Source organism: Pedobacter cryoconitis, from assembly GCF_014200595.1.
GTDB classification, from domain to species: Bacteria; Bacteroidota; Bacteroidia; order Sphingobacteriales; family Sphingobacteriaceae; genus Pedobacter; species Pedobacter cryoconitis_C.
This window is the reverse complement of record NZ_JACHCG010000005.1, coordinates 445,987-468,653: the sequence shown is the minus strand read 5'-3', so window position 1 is coordinate 468,653 and position 22,667 is coordinate 445,987. Positions and strand designations below refer to the sequence as shown.

Sequence of the window (22,667 nt, the reverse complement as noted above, 5' to 3'; positions counted from 1 at the left end):
TTCCCTTCCTCCGAAGCGGGATGCAAAAGTAGGAAAATAAACCCATCCTCCAAACAATATCACACTAATAATTGTATACATTCCCTAACTGCATGGTTTACAACCATAAAAACTTTAACAGCTACTGCACCCCGCACACATTGACAATACAAATCATCTACAATCTTTAATAATTCTCTCTTTAAATTATCCAAAACAAAGAATTTATACCAAATACTGATTTGGTCATCAATCTTAAATTCCAACAAAATCCGAAAAAATCATTAATAATACAGCAAAAAGAGCCTTCACCCTGTTCAACTTCACCTTAAACACCTTTACAACGACTGTTCAAGCCCTATTGTGGCTGGGTTCTCTTGCAGTTTGATACGGGTCGAGGCGTTTCAAACCCGTATCAAACCCGCTTTAAACTGCAAGAGAACATAGCCAGTAACCCACTTCAAACATTGAAGAACAGGGGTACAACATAATCCACTTCCTCCTCCAACCCGCCTTTTACTTCATTTCGCCTACTTCTCTTATACTATATATAACATAACTAAAGCCGCTCCATAAAACCTCTTATAATCACTATCATCCTTTTTAACCCAACCCATCACCAAACAATAAAAAAATAAATTTGGCGCAATCAATTTTCTTATTATACCTTTGTATCAATTCCTTGTGGTTTAATCATTTCAAAATCAGGAATCATGACAGAGTATAACTACATATCGCCCCTATCGCTCATTGCCTAAATCAGGCTGACGTTTATTCCTATAATTAATATTTTCCGGAATGATACCATTGATTAATAAAAATTAATCAATGCAATTCGTCTGCCTCAGATTCAGGTAATTCATAGCATTTCTAAAAGGGGCCCCCTTTACAGGATAAATTTGAATTTCACCTTGTATCAACAGGAAAATTCAACTCATATCAATATTTAAGCTTTAAAATCAGGAATCTTCATTCCTCTTTTTCCGGCAACAAGCAACAATTTAAAACGCGATGAGCAATTTAAAAACAAAAGAACTCAGTAAAATGGGTTATACTAATGATCAAGCAAGAAGCCTGGTTATCAATACCATCTCCAAACACTATAAACACCATACCACTACCGAAATCACTGAATTATTAACTCAAATCATAAATAACCCTGAAAACTACCTTGACCATAAACATCTCGGCAAGATTGCCGAAACATTAACAGGAAAAACCAAATCCCGTGATTTTGAAGCATTTTCACTTTCAGCACAGCCTGGCCCCTATAAAGTTTACGGTACAAAAGAAATAGACACTGGTGCTAAAAAACAAATGGAACTTGCGATGTCGCTTCCTGTAGCCATACAAGGAGCACTGATGCCAGATGCTCACACCGGTTATGGATTACCTATTGGCGGTGTAATAGCTACTCATAATGCAGTTATACCTTATGCAGTTGGCGTAGACATCGGCTGCCGTATGTCCCTTTCTATTATAGATGAAAGTGCCAGCTTCTTTATGCGCTATAGTCACCAGATTAAACAGGCTCTTAAAAATCATACTCATTTTGGGATGGAAGGTTCGCTGGATATTCAGCCTTATCATGAAATCCTTGATAGTCCGGTATTCAATGAAACAGAATTTTTGAGGCGCATGCAAGGAAAAGCAGCCAGACAGCTGGGCACCTCAGGCAGTGGAAATCATTTCGTAGAATTTGGAGAAATTGAATTATTCGAAAATAACTCCATGAAGCTACCTGCAAAAAAGTACATGGCCTTACTCTCACACTCTGGCAGCCGGGGCCTGGGCGCTAATATAGCAGGTCATTATACCCAAATTGCAGTAGAAAGATGCAGACTTCCAAGAGAAGTACAAAAGCTTGCATGGCTGGACTTAGCCACAGAAGCCGGGCAGGAATACTGGATCAGCATGAATCTGGCAGGTGAATATGCTAAAGCGTGTCATGACACCATACATCAGACACTGTTAAAGTCCCTCGGATTACAAACTTTAACAAACATTGAAAATCACCACAACTTCGCCTGGAAAGAAAAATCAGCAAACGGGAATGAAATGATTGTTCATCGTAAAGGAGCAACACCTGCACACCAGGGAGAAATGGGAATTATTCCTGGCAGCATGACCGCGCCAGCCTACCTGATAGCAGGAAAAGGAGCAGAATTATCACTTAATTCAGCATCACATGGTGCTGGCCGTGCAATGAGCCGGACAAAAGCGAAACAAAACATGACTGCATCAGCGCTTAAAAAATTGCTGAACAACGCAGGTGTCACTTTAATCGGCGGAAGCGTGGAGGAAAGCCCTATGGCTTATAAAGACATAGAAAAGGTAATCGCGGCACAAAAAGACCTCATTGAGGTACAAGGTAAATTTTTACCAAAAATAGTTAGAATGAATAAAGATTAATGAAAAGCATCAGTATACAAATCACCTCAGGACAAGGTCCTGAGGAATGCTGTAGAGTCGTAGCAAAAGTGCAGGAAATGCTAATTAAGCGAGCCAGGCAATTAAAAATACAGATTGAAGTGCTTGAAAATATTAAAGGAGAACTCAACGGAACTTTGCGCTCTGCCTTACTACTGGCAAGAGGCGAAGATTTAACTGCATTTATCAAAGAATGGCAAGGATCAATTCTCTGGATTGCACAAAGCCCATATCGCAGATACAATAAACGGAAAAACTGGTTCATTGGTGTAGAGATCTATGAAAATCAGGAGAAATTAAAATGGAACCCTAAAGAAATAGTAATAGAAACACTCAGAGCGTCAGGCCCGGGCGGGCAAAATGTAAATAAAGTAGAAACTGCGGTCAGAGCAATACATAAACCCTCTGGTCTGCAAGTATTGGTCATGGATACACGTTCACAGTTACAAAACAAAAAAATTTGCCTTGAAAGACTGGAAAACAAAGTTATTTCATGGCAAACCAGGCAGCTTGTCGATCAGCAGCAATTACAATGGCAAAATCATACTGCTTTGGCAAGAGGAAACCCAGTAAAAACTATAACAGCAAGATTATAACCATAATTAAAAATTTAGCAGGGTTGTTCAATAGCAACTCTGCTAAATTTCAACCGCTTTATGTTTTCTCCTGTAAGCACCAGGTGTTATACCTCTATATTTCTTAAATATTCTGGATAAATGACTCTCGTCAGTAAAATTCAGTTCTTGTGCAATCTCTTTCACACGTTTATTACTGTACACAAGCCGTGTATCTACCAATTTCAATTTATAATTAATCACATACTCCTGAATACTCTCCCCAGTACGCTTTTTAAAATACTCTCCCAGATAATTCACAGAAAGATGAAATTCATCCGCAATAACCTGCATTTTTAAACTTTCTGGTTCATAAATGTGCTGCTGTAAATAAGCGATAATCTTCATCACGGCCGACTCACTTTCACGTTCTAATCTCTCATCAGGCTCAGTCCGGATAATATTACGTGCAATTAAATTGATCAGAATAGAGACGGACTGACGAATGATTGCTAAAGAACCAATTTCTTTTTGCTCATGCTCCCGTATAATTCCTTCTATTAAGGTCAAGCCAAATACTTCATCCTGCTCATTTTTAAACAGACAACCAGCCTTTGCATGATAATTATGAAAGATATAACCTATTTTTTTCATCCAGTCACAATAATCCAGCTGTCCGGCCTCAGCCTGAAGTTTAAAAAAGGAGACTTCTGAAAAACGGATATGTACAAAACGTGTCGGACTTTCTACGTTAAAAGCGTGCGAATCTTCAGGAGCCAGAAAAAACAGCTTTCCACTTTGATACAAATAACTATTCCCATTTACAATATGGCTCCCTTTCCCTTGTTGAATATAGATCAGCTGAAAATAATTAAGCTGATCCATTCTGGTCATACCAATTTCTTTTTCCAGAATCGAAATTTCAAAAAGGGTTCTGATATCCTGTGTTACCATCCTGTAAAGATACAAGACAAGCCTCTTAAAATACAATTCAACTCTTACCCAGGCGGCGTTTCTTTGCAGCATAAAAAAATTACCCATGCAAAAAGCAACAACGGATACCTTATTAACTCATACATCCTCGCCTTATACCCAAAGATGGCTTGCCTTGTTTGTACTGCTCATGGGTGCATTTCTGTCCCCACTCGATTTTTTTATCGTCAATGTTGCACTACCTGCTATTAAAGATGTGCTCCATGCTACAGCGAGTCAATTACAATTTGTCATCATCGCTTATGGCGCAACTTATGCCGTATTAGTAGTAACAGGAGGCAGGCTCGGCGATATTTATGGAAGAAAGCGTATGTTTATAATCGGGATGCTTCTATTCACCAGTTCCTCTGCTATTTGTGGTTTTGCCCCAAATATCGAACTGTTAATTGGTGCAAGAGTTATACAGGGATTAGCCGCGGCCCTGCTTGCCCCACAAGTTCTATCTTCCATCAGAATTATTTTTCCCGCAAAAGAACAACCTAAAGCAATGGGTTTCTTTGGGGCGACTTTCGGCCTGGCTTCTATTGCCGGCCAGCTCCTGGGTGGCGTACTCCTAAAAATTCATCCTTTTGGATTCACCTGGGAGTCAGTTTTTATGCTCAATATTCCTATCGGATTACTGACTATTGTCTTTGCATTTTTCGTTTTACCAGAAAATAAACCAGCAAAACAACCCAAACTGGACATTTCCGGGATAATTTTTCTTTCTCTCGCCTTGTTCTTAATCATCTATCCACTCATCAAAGGAAGAGAAGAAGGCTGGCCATTATGGATATTTTTATGCTTCGCAGCTGCAATTCCTGTATTAATCACATTTATTAAACTCGAAAAACAGACAGTGGTCAAAGGCAAAGATCCTTTAATTGACCTGAATATGTTCCGCAATATGCATTTCGTGACCGGGGCAATCATTATTTTCTTCTTTAACAGTACCGCAGCATTTTTTATGATCTACCCGTATTATTTACAAAGTGGTCTTCATTGGGATGTCCTTTCTGCCGGATTAGCCGTACTGCCTTATGCAGCAGGATTTTTTATTGGCCCTTTAACCAGTGCAATGCTCACGGGAAAGCTAGGTTCATCGGTTGTATTACTTGCATTGGGGCTATTATCAACAGGCTATGCAATGGTGATTATAGCTACTATATATTATCCTGCCCCCGAATTTTTACTATATACAGGCTTAATGATTGCCGGTATGGGACATGGCATTGTATTACCGGCACTCGTCAGGATTACGCTAGCTCCGGTTAACCCTGAAAAAGCCGGGATGGCAGCTGGCATAGTAAGTACTGCGATACAAATGGGCAGTGCGATTGGTGTTGCGCTCATCGGAACTATCTTTTTCTCCTTATTAAATAACAACTCCGGCGTTCAATCTTTTAAAATAGCCTTCGCAATTGCAATAGGTTGTCTGCTCTCCATTTTCATCATTGCTTTCTTTTTAACTATCAAACTCAACAAATTACCCTTAAAAAATTAAAATATGGATATTACACGATCAGCACAACAGCAAGTTCACGATTTCAACCAGGCAATTACTTTATGGTTTAGAGGGGAAACCAACAGGGAAAATATTAATGACGTATTAGGAAGACTACATCAGGACTTTATAATGGTTGCACCAGACGGTTCTGTTAAAAGTCATGAGGATCTGGCGGCCTGGTTACCCAAAGTATTTGGTACTAAACAAGGGTTTTCTGCTGTAGCAGATCAGTTCATCGTGAGTTATTCGGCAGACAATATAGCTATCATCGTCTATCATGAAATGCAAAAAACCCCATCAACGATAAATAACCGCAGATCCAGTGCGTTATTCATTGCTGATGGGGAGGGTAAAATAAGATGGCGCCACTTACAGGAAACCTGGTTATAAAAACGCTATACTATTTAAATTTATTTTTCAAAGCTTCCAGCTTCGTTTGCAAATCACCTTCTGGTTGTGCTTTTGCTTGCTGAGGCTTTGGCCTGTTATGTTGAGGTCTGTTATTTTCAGGCTTTCTCTGCACAGCAGGCCGCTCTACTTTAGCACGTGCAGCAGGTTTTGGTGCATTTTCACTTTTCATAGACAGTGAAATACGCTTACGAACCACATCAATCTCTTTCACGGTTACTTCTACCTTCTGACTTACTTTAACGATATCATTCGGGTTAGCTACAAATTTATCTGCCAGCTGACTGGTATGTACCAAACCATCCTGATGCACCCCTATATCTACAAAAGCACCGAAATTGGTAATGTTCGTTACAATACCCGATAACTTCATGCCTACCTTTAAATCATTAATCTCATTCACACCTTCGGTGAAACTGAATGCTTCAAAAGCTTCCCTTGGATCTCTTCCTGGTTTAGCTAATTCCTTCATAATATCATTTAATGTAGGTAAACCCACATTGTCACTAACATATTGCTGTAATTTAATCTGCTTTTGAAGTTTTACATCTTTTAAAAGTTCATCCACAGAATGACCTAAATCTTTGGCCATCTGATTCACCAAAGCATAACGTTCCGGGTGAACGCCACTTGCGTCCAGCACCATAGCTGCATCTCTGATCCTTAAGAAACCAGCTGCCTGCTCATAAGCCTTATCCCCTAAACGTGGAACTTTCTTTAAACTCTCGCGGTTTTTAAACGCGCCATGCTCATTTCTATAACTCACAATGTTTTGAGCCAGTTGTGGCCCTAAGCCAGAAACATAAGCTAAAACTTGCTTAGAAGCTGTATTTAATTCTACACCAACTGCATTCACGCAGCTCATAACCGTATCATCGAGCGATTGCTGAAGCTTAGTCTGATCTACATCATGCTGATATTGCCCAACACCAATAGATTTAGGATCGATTTTAACCAGTTCAGCCAAAGGATCCATTAACCTGCGGCCAATAGAAACAGCGCCACGAATGGTAATATCCTGAGTCGGGAATTCTTCGCGGGCAACTTCTGATGCAGAATAAATAGAAGCACCGTTTTCATTCACCATCACGACTAAGACACCAGGAAGATTTAATCCTCTGATAAAAGTTTCCGTTTCTCTTCCTGCGGTACCATTTCCAATCGCAATAGCCTCCACTTCATGTTTAATACAAAGTTTTTGGATTGTATCCGCAGCATTTTTAATATTTCCCTGTCCGGTATGCGGATAGATTGTTGTATTCTCTAATAATTTACCTTGTCTGTCCAGGCAGACCACTTTGCAACCTGTACGGAAACCCGGATCAACTGCCAGTACATTTTTCTGACCCATTGGTGCAGCCAGTAATAATTGTCTTGCATTTTCAGCAAATACACGGATTGCTTCTTCATCAGCTTTTTGTTTAGCTAACAAACGAAGTTCTGTTTCCATCGCCGGGCCTAACAAACGTTTATAACAGTCATGTAAAGCCAATTCTACTTGTTTAGAAGCAGCACCATTTCCCTGAATAACCTGTTTTTCTAAAATTGCTATCGCACCATCCTCTTCAGGCATGGCTTCAACTTTTAAGATAGATTCATTTTCTCCGCGTCTCATGGCTAAGACACGGTGAGAAGGTGCCGATTTTACGGATTCTTCCCATTCGAAATAGTCTTTATATTTTATCCCTTCTTCTTCTTTTCCTTTAATTACCGAAGACTTCATGATCGCTTTCTGCTGAAAATACTGACGCATGTCTGTACGCACTTCTGCATTCTCATTGATCATTTCCGCAATAATATCCCTTGCACCTGCCAGAGCTTCCTCCGTATTCACGACACCAAGCTCTGTATTCAGATATTTGGTTGCTTCTTCATCAGGATTTAATTTCCCCTGTTCAAAAATCAGCAGGGCTAAAGGCTCCAAACCTTTACGTCTGGCTTCAGAAGCTCTTGTTTTCCTTTTTGGTTTGTAAGGAAGGTAGATATCTTCAATAGTTGTGATATTTTCAGCCACATTCAGCTGCGCTTCAAGCTCTGGTGTTAATTTACCAAGCGTGGCCAGCGCTTTCAGAATAGCTTCGCGTCTTTTGTCTAATTCACGCAATTGCTGGAAACGGTCACGAACCGCAGCCACCTGCACCTCATCTAAACTTCCGGTCACTTCTTTACGGTAACGGGAAATAAAAGGTACAGTCGCTCCTTCATCTAATAATTCAATAGTTGCAATAACCTGTTTTTCTGAGACTGCTAATTCCGCAGCAATAATCTTTGAGTGATTATTCATGTTAAAATATTGGGTGATGTTTTAAGAAACAGCTTATCGGTAAGTCAGTTTCTGTGAATTTAAATTTCTTCCGGGCAAAGGTAAAAAACAAAAAATCCCGCATGGGGTTAGCCAGCGGGATTATATATCAACAGTTCTTAATAACTTATTTTGTTACGTACATTACTTCTTTCACTGCTTTAATTACACGTTCAGCATTTGGTAAGCTGGCAGCGATTAAAGTTGGTGCATATGGTAATGGTACATCAGCACAAGTAATACGTAAAACTGGTGCATCTAAATGATCAAATGCATTTTTTTGTACGTTAAAAGCAATTTCAGAAGAAATTGAAGCTAATGGCCATGCTTCTTCTACAATTACAAGGCGGTTTGTTTTCTTAACAGACTCAATGATTGCAGGGTAGTCGATAGGACGTACGGTACGTAAATCGATAACTTCAACACTGATTCCTTCTTTAGTTAATTCTTCTACAGCTGGATTTACAACACGTGTCAGCATTTTACCAAAAGTAACGATAGTTACATCAGTACCTTCCTGAACGATTCTTGCTTTTCCAATTGGCAGGTAATACTCCTCTTCAGGAACTTCACCTTTATCACCATACATCACCTCAGATTCCATGAAAATAACCGGATCCGGATCAATGATAGCTTGTTTTAATAAACCTTTAGCTTCGTAAGGAGTTGAAGGAATAACAACCTTCAAACCTGGACAGTTTGCATACCAGTTCTCAAAATTCTGAGAGTGTTGTGCACCTAACTGACCTGCATTACCTGTTGGGCCACGGAATACGATTGGAATAGAAAACTGACCACCGCTCATGGATAACATTTTTGCAGCTCCGTTTATAATCTGATCGATTGCAACCAGGGAGAAGTTGAATGTCATAAATTCTATGACTGGAATTAACCCATTCATTGCAGCACCAATACCGATACCGGTAAAACCAAGCTCAGCAATTGGGGTATCGATGATACGTTTGTCACCAAACTCATCAAGCATTCCCTGACTTACTTTGTATGCACCATTGTATTGCGCAACTTCTTCGCCCATTAAGAATACGTTTTCATTCTTACGCATTTCTTCGCTCAAAGCTTCACGCAAAGCTTCTCTAAATTGAATCTCTCTCATTGTATATTCAAATGTTAACTGCCGGCAAATATAACTATTGTAACGTAATAATAAAGTTTGTTTTAATTACATTACAAAGCGATTATTATTAACGCTATTGTTGCCCTACTTGCCGCAAAGGGACAAATAAGGACAATATGTACAATTATCGGCTAGTGTAGTATGTATAAAAGGGATTTCCGGGTTAAATAATTCCTCCAGTTTCTCCCGTAGCAAACGGCTAAAATCTTTTTTCAGGTCCGCTAAATATTCGGCTTGCAGCTGCAACTTCTTCCCTCTTCCTTCAGAAAAACTAAACAATGTCCCTTCTTTTCTCATCTTGCGGATCAGGTATAAATTAGGCTCCATATCCGTTATCCCTCTGGACTGTTCATACACATAGGTATAAAAAAGAGTTTGGATCAATGCCTTATTCTGTTTATCGGTTTCCGCATCAAAAATCTCCTCCAGCGAACTATATTGAAGCTCATCACGACCTGTTTTATAATCGACAACCCGCGTTACCCCATTTTTCTGATCTACCCTGTCAATAATCCCATGTAAGGTAACCTGCCTTTCTACGCCTGCAACATTGATTTTGAAATAAATCTCATCCTTGCTCTCCAATCCTATAATAGAGAAAGGGGCTTCTTTTTCATCATGGTCAAGAATTACATTCGCATATTCGGTCACAATAGCCAGCACCACCTGCTGCATCCCGTTTGCTGAGAGTACTTGTTTTTCATCATCGTACATCACTTTCACAAAGGCCAGCTCTGTTAAACGGGGCAGATTTTTGCGATGCGCAACAATCCGCTCTTTAGTGATATAAGGAGTTTCTGCTTTTAGTTCTTCATAGAATTTCTCCAGTACAAAGTGAAGCATCGAACCAATATAGTTTGCTTCCAGATTCTCTGAGAGCTCTTTCGGCTCTTCTATTTTGGCGATGTATTTATAAAAAAACTGCACCGGACAGTTCATATAAGTAGTAACCGCGGTGGCCGAAATTCTTACTGAAGGATCTTGCAGATCCAGGTAAAGACCCAGACGTTTCAAAACGTCACCTTCTTTTTTAATCTGAACCGTAACCGGATGTTCTGTTGCTACGGATTGTGACTGGTCATAGTATTTGAAGCTATACCCACTTTCAAACTCCAGCTGGCGTAAAAACCGGCTTGGCTCTCCCGTTGTATTGTCATCTGCCTGGCCATTGTAAACGAGGCTTATTTTTCTGGAACGTTGCAGCAGCCGGTAAAACATGTAGGCGGAGATCGCATCCTGATTCTCAATAACAGGCAAACCATATGCTCTTCTGATACTGTCAGGAATAAAACTTGGCGACGCGCTTACCTGTGGTAAAATACCTTCATTTACACCTAATATATAGACATGATCAAAATCCAGGCTCCTGCTTTCCAGTAATCCCATCACTTGTACACCTTCTAGAGGTTCTCCACTTAAAGGAACCGCTATTCCCTGAACCGCTTTTTGAATTAATGACAAAACAAATGGCAAAGGCAAGCGGGCAGCAAATTCTGCCAGCGTATCATGTAAACGGTTTAACTCTTTGATCGTGGCAATAAATAAATCTACCTCTGTTTGTTTTAAAGTCTTTTCTTCTACTTGTTGTGTTAAAACAGCTTTAAAAACCTCCTGAAGATTTACAATGGCCGAAGCGGCCGTATTTCTTTTGGTAAAAAACAACTGGGCTAATTCTCCGGAACGTTGCAATAAAGGGATATCAACCTCGATTAACTGTTTGGCCAAAATCTCAAGCTGTAATGTATTTCTTGTTTCTTGCGAAATACCAATCAGCGGATGAGATAAAAATGCTTCCACCTCTCTATGGTTAACGGTATCTTTTTTGCCTCCTGCCAGCTGAGATTGTACAGAAAGCCATATATCTGCCAACCCAAAAATGGAAGTCGCTAATAATGGATACCCCATGGTTACATTCAGCTCTACCGCGGTACGCTTCCCTTCTACCTCATAATGGGTAGGGATAGTTTGCAAAACAGGCAACAACAAGCTTTCATCCGCAAGGATTAAAGCTATTTTGCCCGCATTATTCGCAGCATCCAGTATTGGATAATCTTCTTCCAGTTCCAATTGCAAGATCTTTGCCTGCGCAGTCTGTCCTTGTGTTTTATAGACTTTGACTTCTTTCTGCACTGATCTGATCAGCGGCCTGCTTTGTCCCAGTGCATTAGGCAAGCCTAGTCGTTGAATATTTTTCCGAAGGAATAATCCCGCTTCCTGCGTATCATCCTCCATATAATAAGTATCTGTATCAAAATAGAAGAGTGCTTTTTCAGCTTCATTCCATCTTTTAAAAATCACAGCTTCTGCATTGCTTAAGGCATTAAATCCGGCAAAGACTAACTTACCTTTGGCAAAGTCATCAATAAAACCTGGTTTATCTGCCTTACCATTTGCTAGCTTCCGGTATACGTGTGCCATCGAAGTCAGCCCTTTTGAAGCTAATGCCTGATGAAAGCCACGGTATAACTTAGGCATCCTGCGCCACATCCGGATAAACTGTTCCTGGTGATTTTTCTGTTTCCCTGTCGAAAATGAAGTCCAGAACTGCTCCAGAAATTGTTGCTGCTCCAGTGTAAGGTGCTGAAAGTCTTTTTCAATAACTGCGATGTCTTCCAGTTCTTCAAATAACTGGTCTGCATTCACCAGATCATTGTCTATCTGGGCAAAATCACTCAGTATAATTCTTGCAATGGGATAAAAGACATCCGGATTAATTTCTTTTGCTCCTTCTGCTTTTAACAGTTCATTGTATTGCTGGTGTAAAGTGAAAAATTGTGTAAAGCCATCAGCGATCAGTAAATCTGTCGATAAGGCAAAAAATTCCTGTATGGTATAAAACGACGGACTCCAGAAAGGTCTCCCAATCGTATCTGCCAGGTGATGCCGCAAATAAGGTACAGGGCGTTTATTGTTAAAGATCACGGCAGAATTGTGCAGCGTATTCCCTAACCTGTCCACTAAATCTTCTGCAACTTCTTTTAAAAATGCTTTCATGTTTTAAACTGGCTGTTATACTAAAATCAATTCGCCAATCGTGGCATAAAATAAATAGGCACTTACTTTCGGGTAACCCATTTCGCGCAAAAGATCCCGATAGCCGTGCACTTGTTTGACGTGATTACGACTCTGTTTTTTAGTGAACTTATAATCAATCACGATCACTTCAGTTGTCGTAAACAAGACTTTATCCGGACGGTAGCTTTTACCTGTAAAATCAATAATACTCTTTTCACTGACACTTTGTGTGCTGTTCAGCAATAGATTTTGCAGCGCTTCATGTTCTAAAACGATCATGGCCTGCTTTCTGAAATCTGCGATTTCCTTTTCTTTAAAGAATCCCTCATTCAGCATCTGTCCTAAAACTTCGTCTATATCCTGGATAGCCGCAGCACGGGCCAGCACTTCATGTAAAATACTTCCTTCCCTGCCTGCGCTATCATTTAATAGCATATCCAGTTCTTTCTTTCTCAGATCGCTATTAAAAACTTCACTGAGCCTTCCTGATAATGGGTATGCTTTCAAATCAATAATTTCCGGACTGAGGTGTACGGACGATTTTCCCGACCCTTTTTTAATAACTTCTTCTTCCAGGAGAAATTGCCCTTCTGGTGTGAGCTGATCTTCAAAGATCCGGATCAGCAAGTCACCGATGGTACTGATACTATCAGATTTTTTGCCCAGACAACTCATATATAAATATTCTTTAGTGCGCGTTGTGGCTACATAAAGCATATTTAAAGCATCCATATTATTATATAGTAATTCTTCGTAGTAAGGAATGGCAACTGCCGATGCCCCTAATGCCGAAGTATATTTGAGCGGAATACTTTGCAACTGATGGTATGGAGTGTTTGCAGCAGGTACCCAAAATATCGTATTAATCTTACCATTGATATCCCAATTACAAAAAGGGATCATCACTACTTTAAAGGCAAGTCCTTTAGATTTATGGATCGTAATGACTTGTACAGCATCTGTGCTTTCTGAAGAAGGCAGGGTTTTTCTGCTTCCCTCTTCTTCCCAATATTTCAAAAATGAAGTAATCCCTTTTTCTCCCTGACGGCCAACATTCCCTGCCAGATCTCTCAAAGCAAATAAATAAGGCAGATGATTTGCATAGACTGTTTCATTTAAGCCATAAGCAGCAATCAGTTTTTCGAGTAATTCGGGTAGCGGCTGCTGCATCCAGCTGCGCCAGTGCATACATAGATCAGCAGGTAATACGCCGGTTAATTCTTCCAGTTGTTTACTTTTCAAATTAAATAAAGAAGCAGGATCAAGGGTACGTTGTTGTAGTTGTGCATATAAACTGATACAATTTGCTTTATACAAAGCGGTATTGGATGGCATTCCTGCCATCACCATTAAAGTATCAATTAATATTTTCACTGCGGTATTGTTCTCAATGAGCAGGGCTTCTCCGGAAATTACATTGATGTTATTCTCCATCAATATATCTACCACGGCAATCGCTTCTGAATTGGAGCGCACCAGTACACAGGCGTCACCGGCCTGATAACGTTTTTCTTCTATCAAAAGACGTTTAAGCGTTTCCACCATTTTGTGAAGCGCTGCTGTCTTGAAGCTTGTTTTATTTAAAGGGGCATCATTTTCATCTGTTTTTAAAACATTAAAATCAATGGTACCCCCGTCTGCTGTTCTTGGTGTCAGCCTTTGTTCTGCTTCTGCATAAACATCTGTAATAATATGACTAAAGCCTTTCTCTTCCCACCAGTCATGGAGCGTCAGGTTAGCTGCTTGTGCTTCTACTGTAGTATTGATGTTTTTCTGCATCAATATCGGCAGCGCCTTAAACAGGATATTATTAAAATTAATGATGTTTTTGGTACTTCTGTAATTTTCTTCCAGACTGGAATCGGTAACATAAGTGCTGCCGATGTCTTTTTTAGCTTGCTGGTGAAGAATATTCCAATCGCCATTCCGCCATCTGTAAATCGACTGCTTCACATCCCCTACAATCAAATGATCAATAAGTTTCCCGTTCGCTTCTGCCATTGCATTTTTTAGCAGCGGCCTGAAATTCCCCCATTGATTGGCTGAAGTATCCTGGAATTCGTCAAATAAAAAGTGCCGGTAACGGCTGCCTGTTTTTTCCCAGATAAATGCGGGATTATCATCGTCATCTCCGGTAATTCCTTTCAGCAGGTTCTGTGCATCGCTGATCAGTAAACTCCCGCTTTCTTCCCGGTAGGTTTTTAACAGAATAGCCATTTCCTGCATCAAACGCAGATAATATAAATTTTTATTGAAAGCCTGTGCTAAGATATAGTCAGGCAGTCCGTTGGTGTAAGTCTGATATAAATCCCTGATTACCGGATTCAGTGTATCATATAAGAAGGTATCACTTCCTGGTTTAAACCATTCTTCGGGTTCGTCAATGAGCTTACCTAAACTTTCTACTTTATCAAAGTCTTCATCAGCAATTTTCTTCAGGTTATTTAATGGGGATCTGGACTTTCCTTTTAAAAAATCCGGACTAACTCCTGAAGTTTCAAAAATATGAAGCGCTTTTAAAGAAAGCTGTTTAACAGTTTCTTCAAACAGCGTAATCTGTTTTTTAGTCTCTTTATGATAATCTCCAAACAGGACATTCATATCTGTATGCTGCACCAGTGCCTGGATGGCATTGTCAAATGGCTGATATCGTTCTTTAAATATCTCTCCGGCAAGATCTGTCAGTTCGGCCCTGTAGTTCCAGCTGATATTATTGCTGATCCGGTCTAAGGCCAGGTCTATAATCCATTGCAATAATTCCGGGTTGACATCCAGTTGTTCATCGAGTTTATCTGCCAGTTCGTTTTTGACCTTGTCAAAGTTCATCTCCAGTTTATAACCAGAGTCGAGCCCTAGTTCGAAGGCAAAACCACGGATAACTTTTTGTACAAAACCGTCAATTGTACTGACTGAGAAACGGCTGTAATCGTGAAGTATTCTTTTATATATTCTAGCTGATTTTTCCTGTAAAGTGGCTGTATCTAAATCAGGATGTGCCTGCAAAACCAGGGTTCTGTAATCTTCAACCTCCTCATCGCCCGTAGCAAAGCCTTTTAACACTTCCATAATACGGGTTTTCATCTCTTCGGTAGCCTTATTGGTAAAGGTTACTGCGAGAATCTCCCTGTACTTGGTTTCCCCAGATAATAAGAGGGTTAGGTAGTGTGCCGTAAGGCTGAATGTTTTACCTGAGCCTGCCGAAGCTTGTAATATTTTAAGTGGTTGAGGCATGTGGTGAAGTTAGGACAAATTGTATACATTTAGAAAAGTTTAAAATGGCACTGCTTATTTTAAACTTCTGTTAAAATTATTAAAAACAACCGGACATGAAGAAACTATCACTGATTCTATTAGCCACACTGGCAATTTCAACTGCAACATTTGCACAGGCTACCAAAACTAAAGCACCAAAAGAAGAAGTAAAAATATATAACCCTGCGGCTGATGCCAAAGCTGATATTACTGCGGCTGTTGCCAAGGCTAAAGCAGAAAAGAAACATGTATTTATACAGGTCGGCGGAAACTGGTGTTCATGGTGTATTGCTTTTCATCATTTAGTGGAGAATACCCCTGCGTTGAAAACTTACCTGAACGATCATTATGAAACTGTACTGGTAAATTACAGTAAAGAAAATAAAAACGAAGCAATCATGGCTAGTTTAGGTTATCCAGGACGTTTTGGTTATCCTGTATTTGTGATCCTTGATGGGGATGGAGAAATATTACATATCCAGAATTCTGGTTACCTGGAAGAAGGAAAAGGGCATAGTGTTAAAAAAGTAACTGAATTTCTCCAGGGGTGGACTTATGAGGCCTTAGATCCTGCAACCTACACCAAAAAAGACGCTGCTGCACAGTAATCTATTTTTTCAGGGAGAGCATTCCATTCATCAGCTCGTCATTGAACTCTCCTATTTTTGTTTCATGCAGCATCAGGTGTATTTTGTTCCTGATGTCCTTAAACTCATTGTGTAACGGGCATGGATTAATTTCGGAACATTGTTTCAGCCCGAGACCACAACCATAAAAGATATCGTTTCCGTCTACAGCGGCGACGATATCACTTAAGGGCCTCTCTAAAGAAGCACTATCAAGATAAAACCCGCCATTCGGACCTTTCGTAGATTGCACAATCCCTCTACGGCTTAAATCCTGTAAGATTTTTGCCAGGAAAGGTTCAGGTGAATCTATCCCCACTGCAATTTCTTTAATGCCTACCCTGCCGCTCTGTCCGGCTGTTCTGTGTGCAATGAAGAAAACTGATCTGATTGCATACTCACAAGTTTTTGAAAATATTCCCATCTCTGATTATAAAACAAAGATAGCAATAAATTAGCCATAGAATGTGTGTAGTATTTCTTTTAAGAATCTCATCTTAAGCATTAAAATAATAAAAGACATTTTAGTCTTTTATTATTTATTTACTATATTTGACCCATCAAACCATACCAGCGCACCTTAAAGAATGCATAGTTGCATTACAATAAAGGATAAAAAGGTATTAATATATTTTATGATGACTGACGAACAAAAAAAACTGATCACAGCAACAGTACCAATTCTAAAAGAAAACGGCGTTTTATTGACCACACATTTCTACAAACGAATGTTTACGCATAATCCAGAGCTGAAGAACATTTTTAACATGGGAAATCAGCAAAGCGGGAAACAGCAAACTGCACTGGCTATGGCAGTACTCGCTTATGCCGAAAATATAGCCAATCCTATGGTACTGCTGCCTGTAGTAGACCGGATTGGACATAAACATACTAGCCTGGATATTCGTCCCGAACATTATATGATTGTAGGCACTCACCTGATCGAATCTATCAAAGAAGTATTAGGTGATGCAGCCACTCCGGCAATTATCGATGCCTGGGGAATCGCTTATCAGCAATTAGCGAACCTGATGTCGGGCCATGAAGCTAAACTTTACGAACAACAAACTTTGAAAACTAATGGATGGACAGGTTGGAGACCGTTTATACTCGGCAAAAAAGAAGCAGAATCAGCAGAGATCACGTCTTTCTACCTTTATCCAAGCGATGGCGGAAAAGTAACACCTCACCTTCCGGGCCAATATCTAAGTATCCGCACTTTTCTTAAATCCCTGAATTTAAAACAGGCGCGTCAGTACAGTATATCAAGTGCACCGAACGATGATTATTACCGTATCTCTGTAAAAAGAGAAAAGGGTGTGAACCTGGATGCTAATGGCTTAATCAGCAATCATCTGCATGATGCTGTAAATGAAGGTGACATTTTAGACCTGACCTCTCCTGCCGGTAATTTTGTACTTATGAAAAATCCGACTGCGCCAATTGTGCTGATTAGCGGAGGTGTGGGCCTGACACCGCTCATGAGTATGCTGCAAAGTCTGATAGATCAGGATCATGAAAGCCCGGTTACGTGGTTACATGGTTGCAGAAATAAATCCGTTCATGCCTTTAAAAGGCACCTTGATCACATTACAGCCACAAAGAGCAATGTGAAACAGCATACCTTCTACAATATAGTTACTCCGGAAGATAAAGCGAATGGCATATTAGAGGGCCATCTAAATATTAATAGCATCCCGGATTTACACAATGATCCGGATACTAATTATTTTATCTGTGGCCCATCGGCCTTTATAGAAAAACAATTTCAGGACCTTCAGGCAAAAGGCATTGATAAGAAGTCAATATTTTTCGAAGAGTTCGGACCTCAGTTGTTACAAATGAACTAAGCGAAATCAGGGCATAAAAAAAGAGGCATTTTAGTGCCTCTTTTTATTTTAACAACTGTCTTTATAGTCCAGCGTTGAACCTGAAAAAATTATTGACAGTCACCGGTAATTTACCAGTAGCTATTTTTACATGACCAATAACCTCAGCCGCAGCTTTCTGCATATAATCTTCTTTCTGATAGCCGACTACTAAAGATTTCGCATTTTCTATTCCCGGCAAACCAGAAAGGTTATACGGATTGGCAAATAATGCAAATACTGTATTTTTTGCTGCCATATCTCTGATCAGCATCTTCAAATCACCGCTTAACTCCATCCCATTGCCGGGGCGCAATCTGGTATCATGAATTCCAATAATCACCTGATCAAAACCAGCTAACTGCTTCACAACGCCGGCAATTGTATTTGCATTTGCTGTTTTGTCTAAGTTGAAGAACATACAATTTTGATATAATTTCGCTGACTCCCGCTGAAACACCGTTTTGTCAGGTGTGCCAATACTAATAATAGCTGTTCTTTTTGCCAGATCCAACGATTTTATTCCTCCGTCACCATTTAAAATAGTCATAGATGCATCAGCCAGCTGTTGTAATAAAGCCAGGCTCTCTGCTCTGTTAACTTCAGCAGCAACGTGATGTGTATTGACAGTATCTCTTTTATAAACGCCTGACCAGTATTTAGCAATCAGGATCTTCCGGACACTTTCGTCAATCCTTTCCATACTGATCCTTCCATCCCTCACTGCCTGACGTACCAATTTAACTGCTCTCTTGCTATTTTCAGAAAGTTCCAAAATATCATTTCCAGCAATAACTCCCATGACATCTGCCTCACCATCTTTAAAATTCTTCACTACCCCTTTCATCTCCATCGCATCGGTCACGATCAATCCACGGAAACCAAGTTCCCCTTTTAAAAGATCAGTCACAATAGGTTTTGACAAGGTAGAAGGAAGGTTTGGTGTATTGTCCAGTGAAGGAATGTTCATGTGCGCGATCATTACGCCCGCAGCACCTTCCCGGATTAACTCTTTGAAAGGATATATTTCCAGACTATCTAAACGGGCTTTAGTAAAATTAAGCTGAGGGAGGTCATAATGTGAATCCACATCGGTATCTCCGTGGCCTGGAAAGTGTTTTAACGTAACCAGTAATCCACCATCCTGCATCCCTTTGAGATAAGCACCACCTTTCACTGCTACATTATATTTGTCTTCTCCAAAAGAGCGGTAATTGATAATCGGGTTTTTCGGATTGTTATTAATATCAACATCAGGTGAAAGATTCATCTGCATCCCTATTCTTTTATAATCTTTAGCGACTTCCAGCCCCATTTTATAAATCAGCTCTTTATCTTGTATAGCACCCAGTGCCATTTGATAAGGATAAGCGATTGTACTATCCAAACGCATACCCAATCCCCATTCTCCATCAGATGCAATTAATAAAGGCGTATGCGCTAATGCCTGGTACTTATTGGTCAAAATAGCCTGCCTGCCTGGGCCGCCCTGAAAGAAAACCAGTCCACCGATACGCTCTTTTTTGATCACAAGTCCGACAGAATCTTCAAAAGCCTGTCCTTTATTGGTATGCGCCCTTACAAAAAACAACTGCGCAATCTTATGGCGCTTTTTTAATTTATGCAGTACAGAATCTACCCAATGGTTAGGTTCATCTAAACTCTGGATATAAGATTTCTTTTGTGCCTGAGCAGAGAAGGCGAGGAATAATAGGATTATAAATGCGGGGAACTTTTTTTGAATCATGGATAATTGATATGGTTAGTCTCACAAAGTTAATTAAAACCTCCAAACCAATGTATCAGATTTGATACACAAGAAGCGATTTCAAGGTAAAAAACATGATTTTAAAAATGGGAACCAAACTACTGTATATCAATACCTAAGAACAGTACTTGCTTTTAATATTCCTGAGGTCTCTTAAACTGGCACATTTATTTCTATGCACTCCGCGTTAATCAAAAAATTAATTATGAAAAAGATCTTTATTTTGGCCATCGGCCTTTTTGTAGCTACAGCAGCAAATGCACAGGATAAGATTAAATTTGGTGTTAAAGCCGGATTAAATCTATCAGACATTATCAAAGGCGATGGCAACAACAACTTCGACACCAAAGTAAAACAGGATTTAATGCAGGTGTTACTGTAGAAATCCCATTAATTGCAGGACTAGCCTTCACACCCGAAGTGCTGTACTCACAAAAGGGTTACAAATTAACTTCTTCTTTAGGAGAGTTAAGACAAACCACAAGCTTTATTGATGTGCCTATTCTAGCTAGTTTCAGACTGGGTAGCAGCTTTAATATTGTTGCTGGTCCACAGGTTTCCTTTTTATTGTCTACTAAAAACAAGTTTGACAATGGATTCGGTACTGTAGAACAAACCAATGTGGAGAAAGACTCAGACAGATTTAAGAAAAGTCTGGTTGGTGGTCTGATCGGTTTCAGATATGATATCAATGAGAAATTTGATATTCATGGACGTTATGCTTTAGATTTCCAGAAGAACAATGAAAATGGGACTTCTTCTACACCAGAATTCAGGAATCAGGTATTCTCTGTTGGTGTAGGTATTAAGTTTTAAGTATATCCATACCTATGGAAAATCAGCCCTGACTTCTCTAATCAGAAGCAGGGCTTTTTGTTAAAATTCTACATGTGCTCTTAATGAGAAAACATGAACAGGCCCCCGGTCTTTATTATAGGCGGGATGTAAGATAAACTGATAATCGGGAGAAAGGAAGAACTTCTTCTGATAAACGTTCACCTTATAATACGTTTCAGCAATCATTTCCGGCGCATAGTTCAATTTCCCATCACCGATAATGAATCCGTATCCTCCGTGGGCGAGATAATCACGATGGTCTTTAGAGATTCCATTGCCTACAAAAGCAAGACCGATCTCTGCATCTTTTTGATTCCAGCTATCTCCTTTTAAAATCGCCCCCAAACTTACTGACCTGTCAATTTCTGTAAAGGCCCAGGTTTCAGTCTTTCCGTCATTATAGCTTGTTTTAGCAAAAACACCCAGATTTGAATTGATGTTTTGTTCTATATTGACCCCAAAACCATATTTATTTCTGCCATAAGCGCGGGTCTCCGTAATATCGGGTGCTATTGGATTTTGGGCAATTGCTAAACGGTAATCTCCCATTTTTGCGGCGTTGTCATAACCTAATACACGTAATGTTCCTTTTTGTCCGCTAATCTGGTATCGTTTTTCATATTCAAGTGTAAAGGCATGTGCTTTGCCTATTTTACCATCCCAAATTGATCCATTAGCTGTAGTGGTCACCATAGTAGTGGCTAAACGTAATGCCCAGGTTGGCTGCCCGAGTTCGAATACAACCCCAAATACATAACCTCTTGTATTGGCCGGATAGTCCCATGCCCCATTTGCCATTAGTGACCAGTTCATAAACTGCGATCTCGCATCATGGCTAAAAGCATTGTTATCGAAGAAGTCGCTTAATCCAAATTTACCCGCAGTAATAGAGAAGTATTTCTTTTTGCGGTAACCGGCCAGCTGATTGGCATCGTCAGCTATGGTATCTGTTTCTTTTCCCCAGCCAAAAGTCTGGACAAGGTAAGCTCTGGCAATGTAAATCGCTGGTTCAGGGGAGCCAATTCTAAAGGTTTCCCCATTCGGAAACCCCGCTACCCCAACTGCCTGACTAAATCCTTTTCCACCAGACATCTCCGGATTGAAATATGCTTCAGCTCCTTTCCATAGCCTGGCACCACCAAATAAGGTCGTGGTCAAAGAGGTAGCTGTTTCATGAACAGTAGAAAGACTATTGGTACCGGAATATTGTGCACTAAATCCAGGCTTAGTCTGTGTAATTACAGTTTGCTGGAAATGGAGGTTGAATCTTTTTTTAAACAGGCTATCTGTTTGTGCGAAAGTTGGTGCTGCCAGTAAAGTGGCTATACCCAGTAATATTATCTTCTTCATAGGATGAGCGCAAAGATATTAGAATACAATATTACTGAGATTAAAACCAGATTAAAGAATTCTTTTTTAACAGGTTAAGCATAAATAAATATATCCATGCTTCTTGGCCCGTGAGCCCCTAAAACCAATGATTGTTCTATGTCTGCGGTCTTGGAAGGGCCTGCAATAAAAGTTCCGAAGTCATATCCGGCTTCCCCAATTTTCTGATAGGCGGTGTGCATATCGGGAACTAATGCCGAAAGAGGGACTATCATCACCATATGCTGGGTAATAAATGGTAAAACCCTGGTCCCCATTTGATCTTCAGTAAGCCAGAGTGCCGAGTTTTCTGCAACTCCAATTGACGATTTAAAAATGGCCACGTCTACATCAGCATAACTATGCGGATCCGGATGAAGCTCAAAGGCAGGAATAACAGCAGACACTAATTCTTTTACAGTAGAAACTATTCGTTTTTCACCCGAAAACCGGGCTGCGATTAAAGGTTCTATTGAGGCAAATTCATCAACCAGATGTACTGTGCTACCTATTCCTTCGGCCATTGCCTTAAATTTAGCCTGTAGTTCAAGAATTTCTACACGCGCTAAGGGCATTGCGGCCGGAAGAGGGACTAACTCTGGTTGGTTTTCTCTTAATACGGCTAATATTTTGTCTCTGCTCATTG

Annotated in this window: 17 protein-coding genes; 8 read left to right on the top strand and 9 right to left on the bottom strand. The window is 40.0% G+C overall.

What is annotated here, in order from left to right; translation table 11 throughout:
- Window positions 1–990: 990 nt before the first annotated feature.
- A complete protein-coding gene (locus HDE70_RS24555; protein ID WP_183892112.1) occupies window positions 991–2,391 on the top strand; it encodes an RtcB family protein in 1,401 nt (466 codons plus the stop codon).
- Window positions 2,391–3,005: a peptide chain release factor H gene (gene prfH / locus HDE70_RS24550; RefSeq protein WP_183892111.1), complete on the top strand. Its 615-nt coding sequence runs from the start codon at window positions 2,391–2,393 to the stop codon at window positions 3,003–3,005. The genes HDE70_RS24555 and prfH overlap by 1 nt, the downstream gene beginning before the upstream one ends.
- Before the next feature lie 42 nt (window positions 3,006–3,047).
- Here the strand turns inward: prfH and HDE70_RS24545 are convergent, their stop codons facing one another.
- Window positions 3,048–3,917, bottom strand: coding sequence for a helix-turn-helix domain-containing protein (locus HDE70_RS24545; RefSeq protein WP_183892110.1), 870 nt, complete (start codon window positions 3,915–3,917; stop codon window positions 3,048–3,050).
- Between the two features lie 85 nt (window positions 3,918–4,002).
- Between HDE70_RS24545 and HDE70_RS24540 the strand changes: the two genes are divergently transcribed.
- On the top strand, window positions 4,003–5,439 hold the full coding sequence (locus tag HDE70_RS24540) for an MFS transporter (RefSeq protein ID WP_183892109.1): 1,437 nt from the start codon (window positions 4,003–4,005) through the stop codon (window positions 5,437–5,439).
- A 3-nt stretch (window positions 5,440–5,442) separates the two neighbouring features.
- A complete protein-coding gene (locus tag HDE70_RS24535; protein ID WP_183892108.1) occupies window positions 5,443–5,832 on the top strand; it encodes a hypothetical protein in 390 nt (129 codons plus the stop codon).
- A 10-nt stretch (window positions 5,833–5,842) separates the two neighbouring features.
- Here the strand turns inward: HDE70_RS24535 and HDE70_RS24530 are convergent, their stop codons facing one another.
- The 4 genes from HDE70_RS24530 to HDE70_RS24515 form a co-directional block, all read right to left on the bottom strand.
- Window positions 5,843–8,134 (bottom strand): Tex family protein, encoded by a 2,292-nt coding sequence (locus HDE70_RS24530; RefSeq protein WP_183892107.1) that lies wholly within the window; start codon window positions 8,132–8,134, stop codon window positions 5,843–5,845.
- 145 nt (window positions 8,135–8,279) lie between these two features.
- Entirely contained in the window at window positions 8,280–9,266 is a 987-nt protein-coding gene (locus HDE70_RS24525; RefSeq protein WP_183870287.1) for a pyruvate dehydrogenase complex E1 component subunit beta, read from the bottom strand.
- A gap of 105 nt (window positions 9,267–9,371) precedes the next feature.
- On the bottom strand, window positions 9,372–12,281 hold the full coding sequence (locus HDE70_RS24520; protein ID WP_183892106.1) for a PD-(D/E)XK nuclease family protein: 2,910 nt from the start codon (window positions 12,279–12,281) through the stop codon (window positions 9,372–9,374).
- A 15-nt stretch (window positions 12,282–12,296) separates the two neighbouring features.
- Window positions 12,297–15,533, bottom strand: coding sequence for a UvrD-helicase domain-containing protein (locus tag HDE70_RS24515; protein WP_183892105.1), 3,237 nt, complete (start codon window positions 15,531–15,533; stop codon window positions 12,297–12,299).
- 95 nt (window positions 15,534–15,628) lie between these two features.
- On the opposite strand from HDE70_RS24515, the gene HDE70_RS24510 reads away from it, so the two are divergent.
- Window positions 15,629–16,162: a thioredoxin family protein gene (locus HDE70_RS24510; RefSeq protein ID WP_183870284.1), complete on the top strand. Its 534-nt coding sequence runs from the start codon at window positions 15,629–15,631 to the stop codon at window positions 16,160–16,162.
- A 1-nt stretch (window position 16,163) separates the two neighbouring features.
- Here HDE70_RS24510 and HDE70_RS24505 read toward each other — a convergent pair whose 3' ends face one another.
- Window positions 16,164–16,604, bottom strand: a complete 441-nt coding sequence (locus tag HDE70_RS24505; protein ID WP_183870283.1) for an RrF2 family transcriptional regulator — start codon at window positions 16,602–16,604, stop codon at window positions 16,164–16,166.
- A gap of 211 nt (window positions 16,605–16,815) precedes the next feature.
- Between HDE70_RS24505 and hmpA the strand changes: the two genes are divergently transcribed.
- Window positions 16,816–18,030 (top strand): NO-inducible flavohemoprotein, encoded by a 1,215-nt coding sequence (gene hmpA, locus HDE70_RS24500; RefSeq protein WP_260162068.1) that lies wholly within the window; start codon window positions 16,816–16,818, stop codon window positions 18,028–18,030.
- Window positions 18,031–18,091: 61 nt separating this feature from the next.
- Here hmpA and HDE70_RS24495 read toward each other — a convergent pair whose 3' ends face one another.
- Window positions 18,092–19,795: a glycoside hydrolase family 3 protein gene (locus HDE70_RS24495; RefSeq protein ID WP_183892104.1), complete on the bottom strand. Its 1,704-nt coding sequence runs from the start codon at window positions 19,793–19,795 to the stop codon at window positions 18,092–18,094.
- Between the two features lie 226 nt (window positions 19,796–20,021).
- Here HDE70_RS24495 and HDE70_RS27370 point away from each other — a divergent pair, with 226 nt between their 5' ends.
- Window positions 20,022–20,198: a hypothetical protein gene (locus tag HDE70_RS27370; RefSeq protein ID WP_260162067.1), complete on the top strand. Its 177-nt coding sequence runs from the start codon at window positions 20,022–20,024 to the stop codon at window positions 20,196–20,198.
- Complete coding sequence (locus HDE70_RS24490) at window positions 20,120–20,632, top strand: porin family protein (protein WP_317617435.1); 513 nt, start codon at window positions 20,120–20,122, stop codon at window positions 20,630–20,632. Before HDE70_RS27370 ends, HDE70_RS24490 begins: the two co-directional genes overlap by 79 nt.
- 60 nt (window positions 20,633–20,692) lie before the next feature.
- Here HDE70_RS24490 and HDE70_RS24485 read toward each other — a convergent pair whose 3' ends face one another.
- Together HDE70_RS24485 and HDE70_RS24480 are read right to left on the bottom strand one after the other, a co-directional pair.
- On the bottom strand, window positions 20,693–22,003 hold the full coding sequence (locus HDE70_RS24485) for a carbohydrate porin (protein WP_183892103.1): 1,311 nt from the start codon (window positions 22,001–22,003) through the stop codon (window positions 20,693–20,695).
- Between the two features lie 74 nt (window positions 22,004–22,077).
- Window positions 22,078–22,665, bottom strand: coding sequence for a lactate utilization protein C (locus HDE70_RS24480; protein ID WP_183892102.1), 588 nt, complete (start codon window positions 22,663–22,665; stop codon window positions 22,078–22,080).
- Window positions 22,666–22,667: the final 2 nt, after the last annotated feature.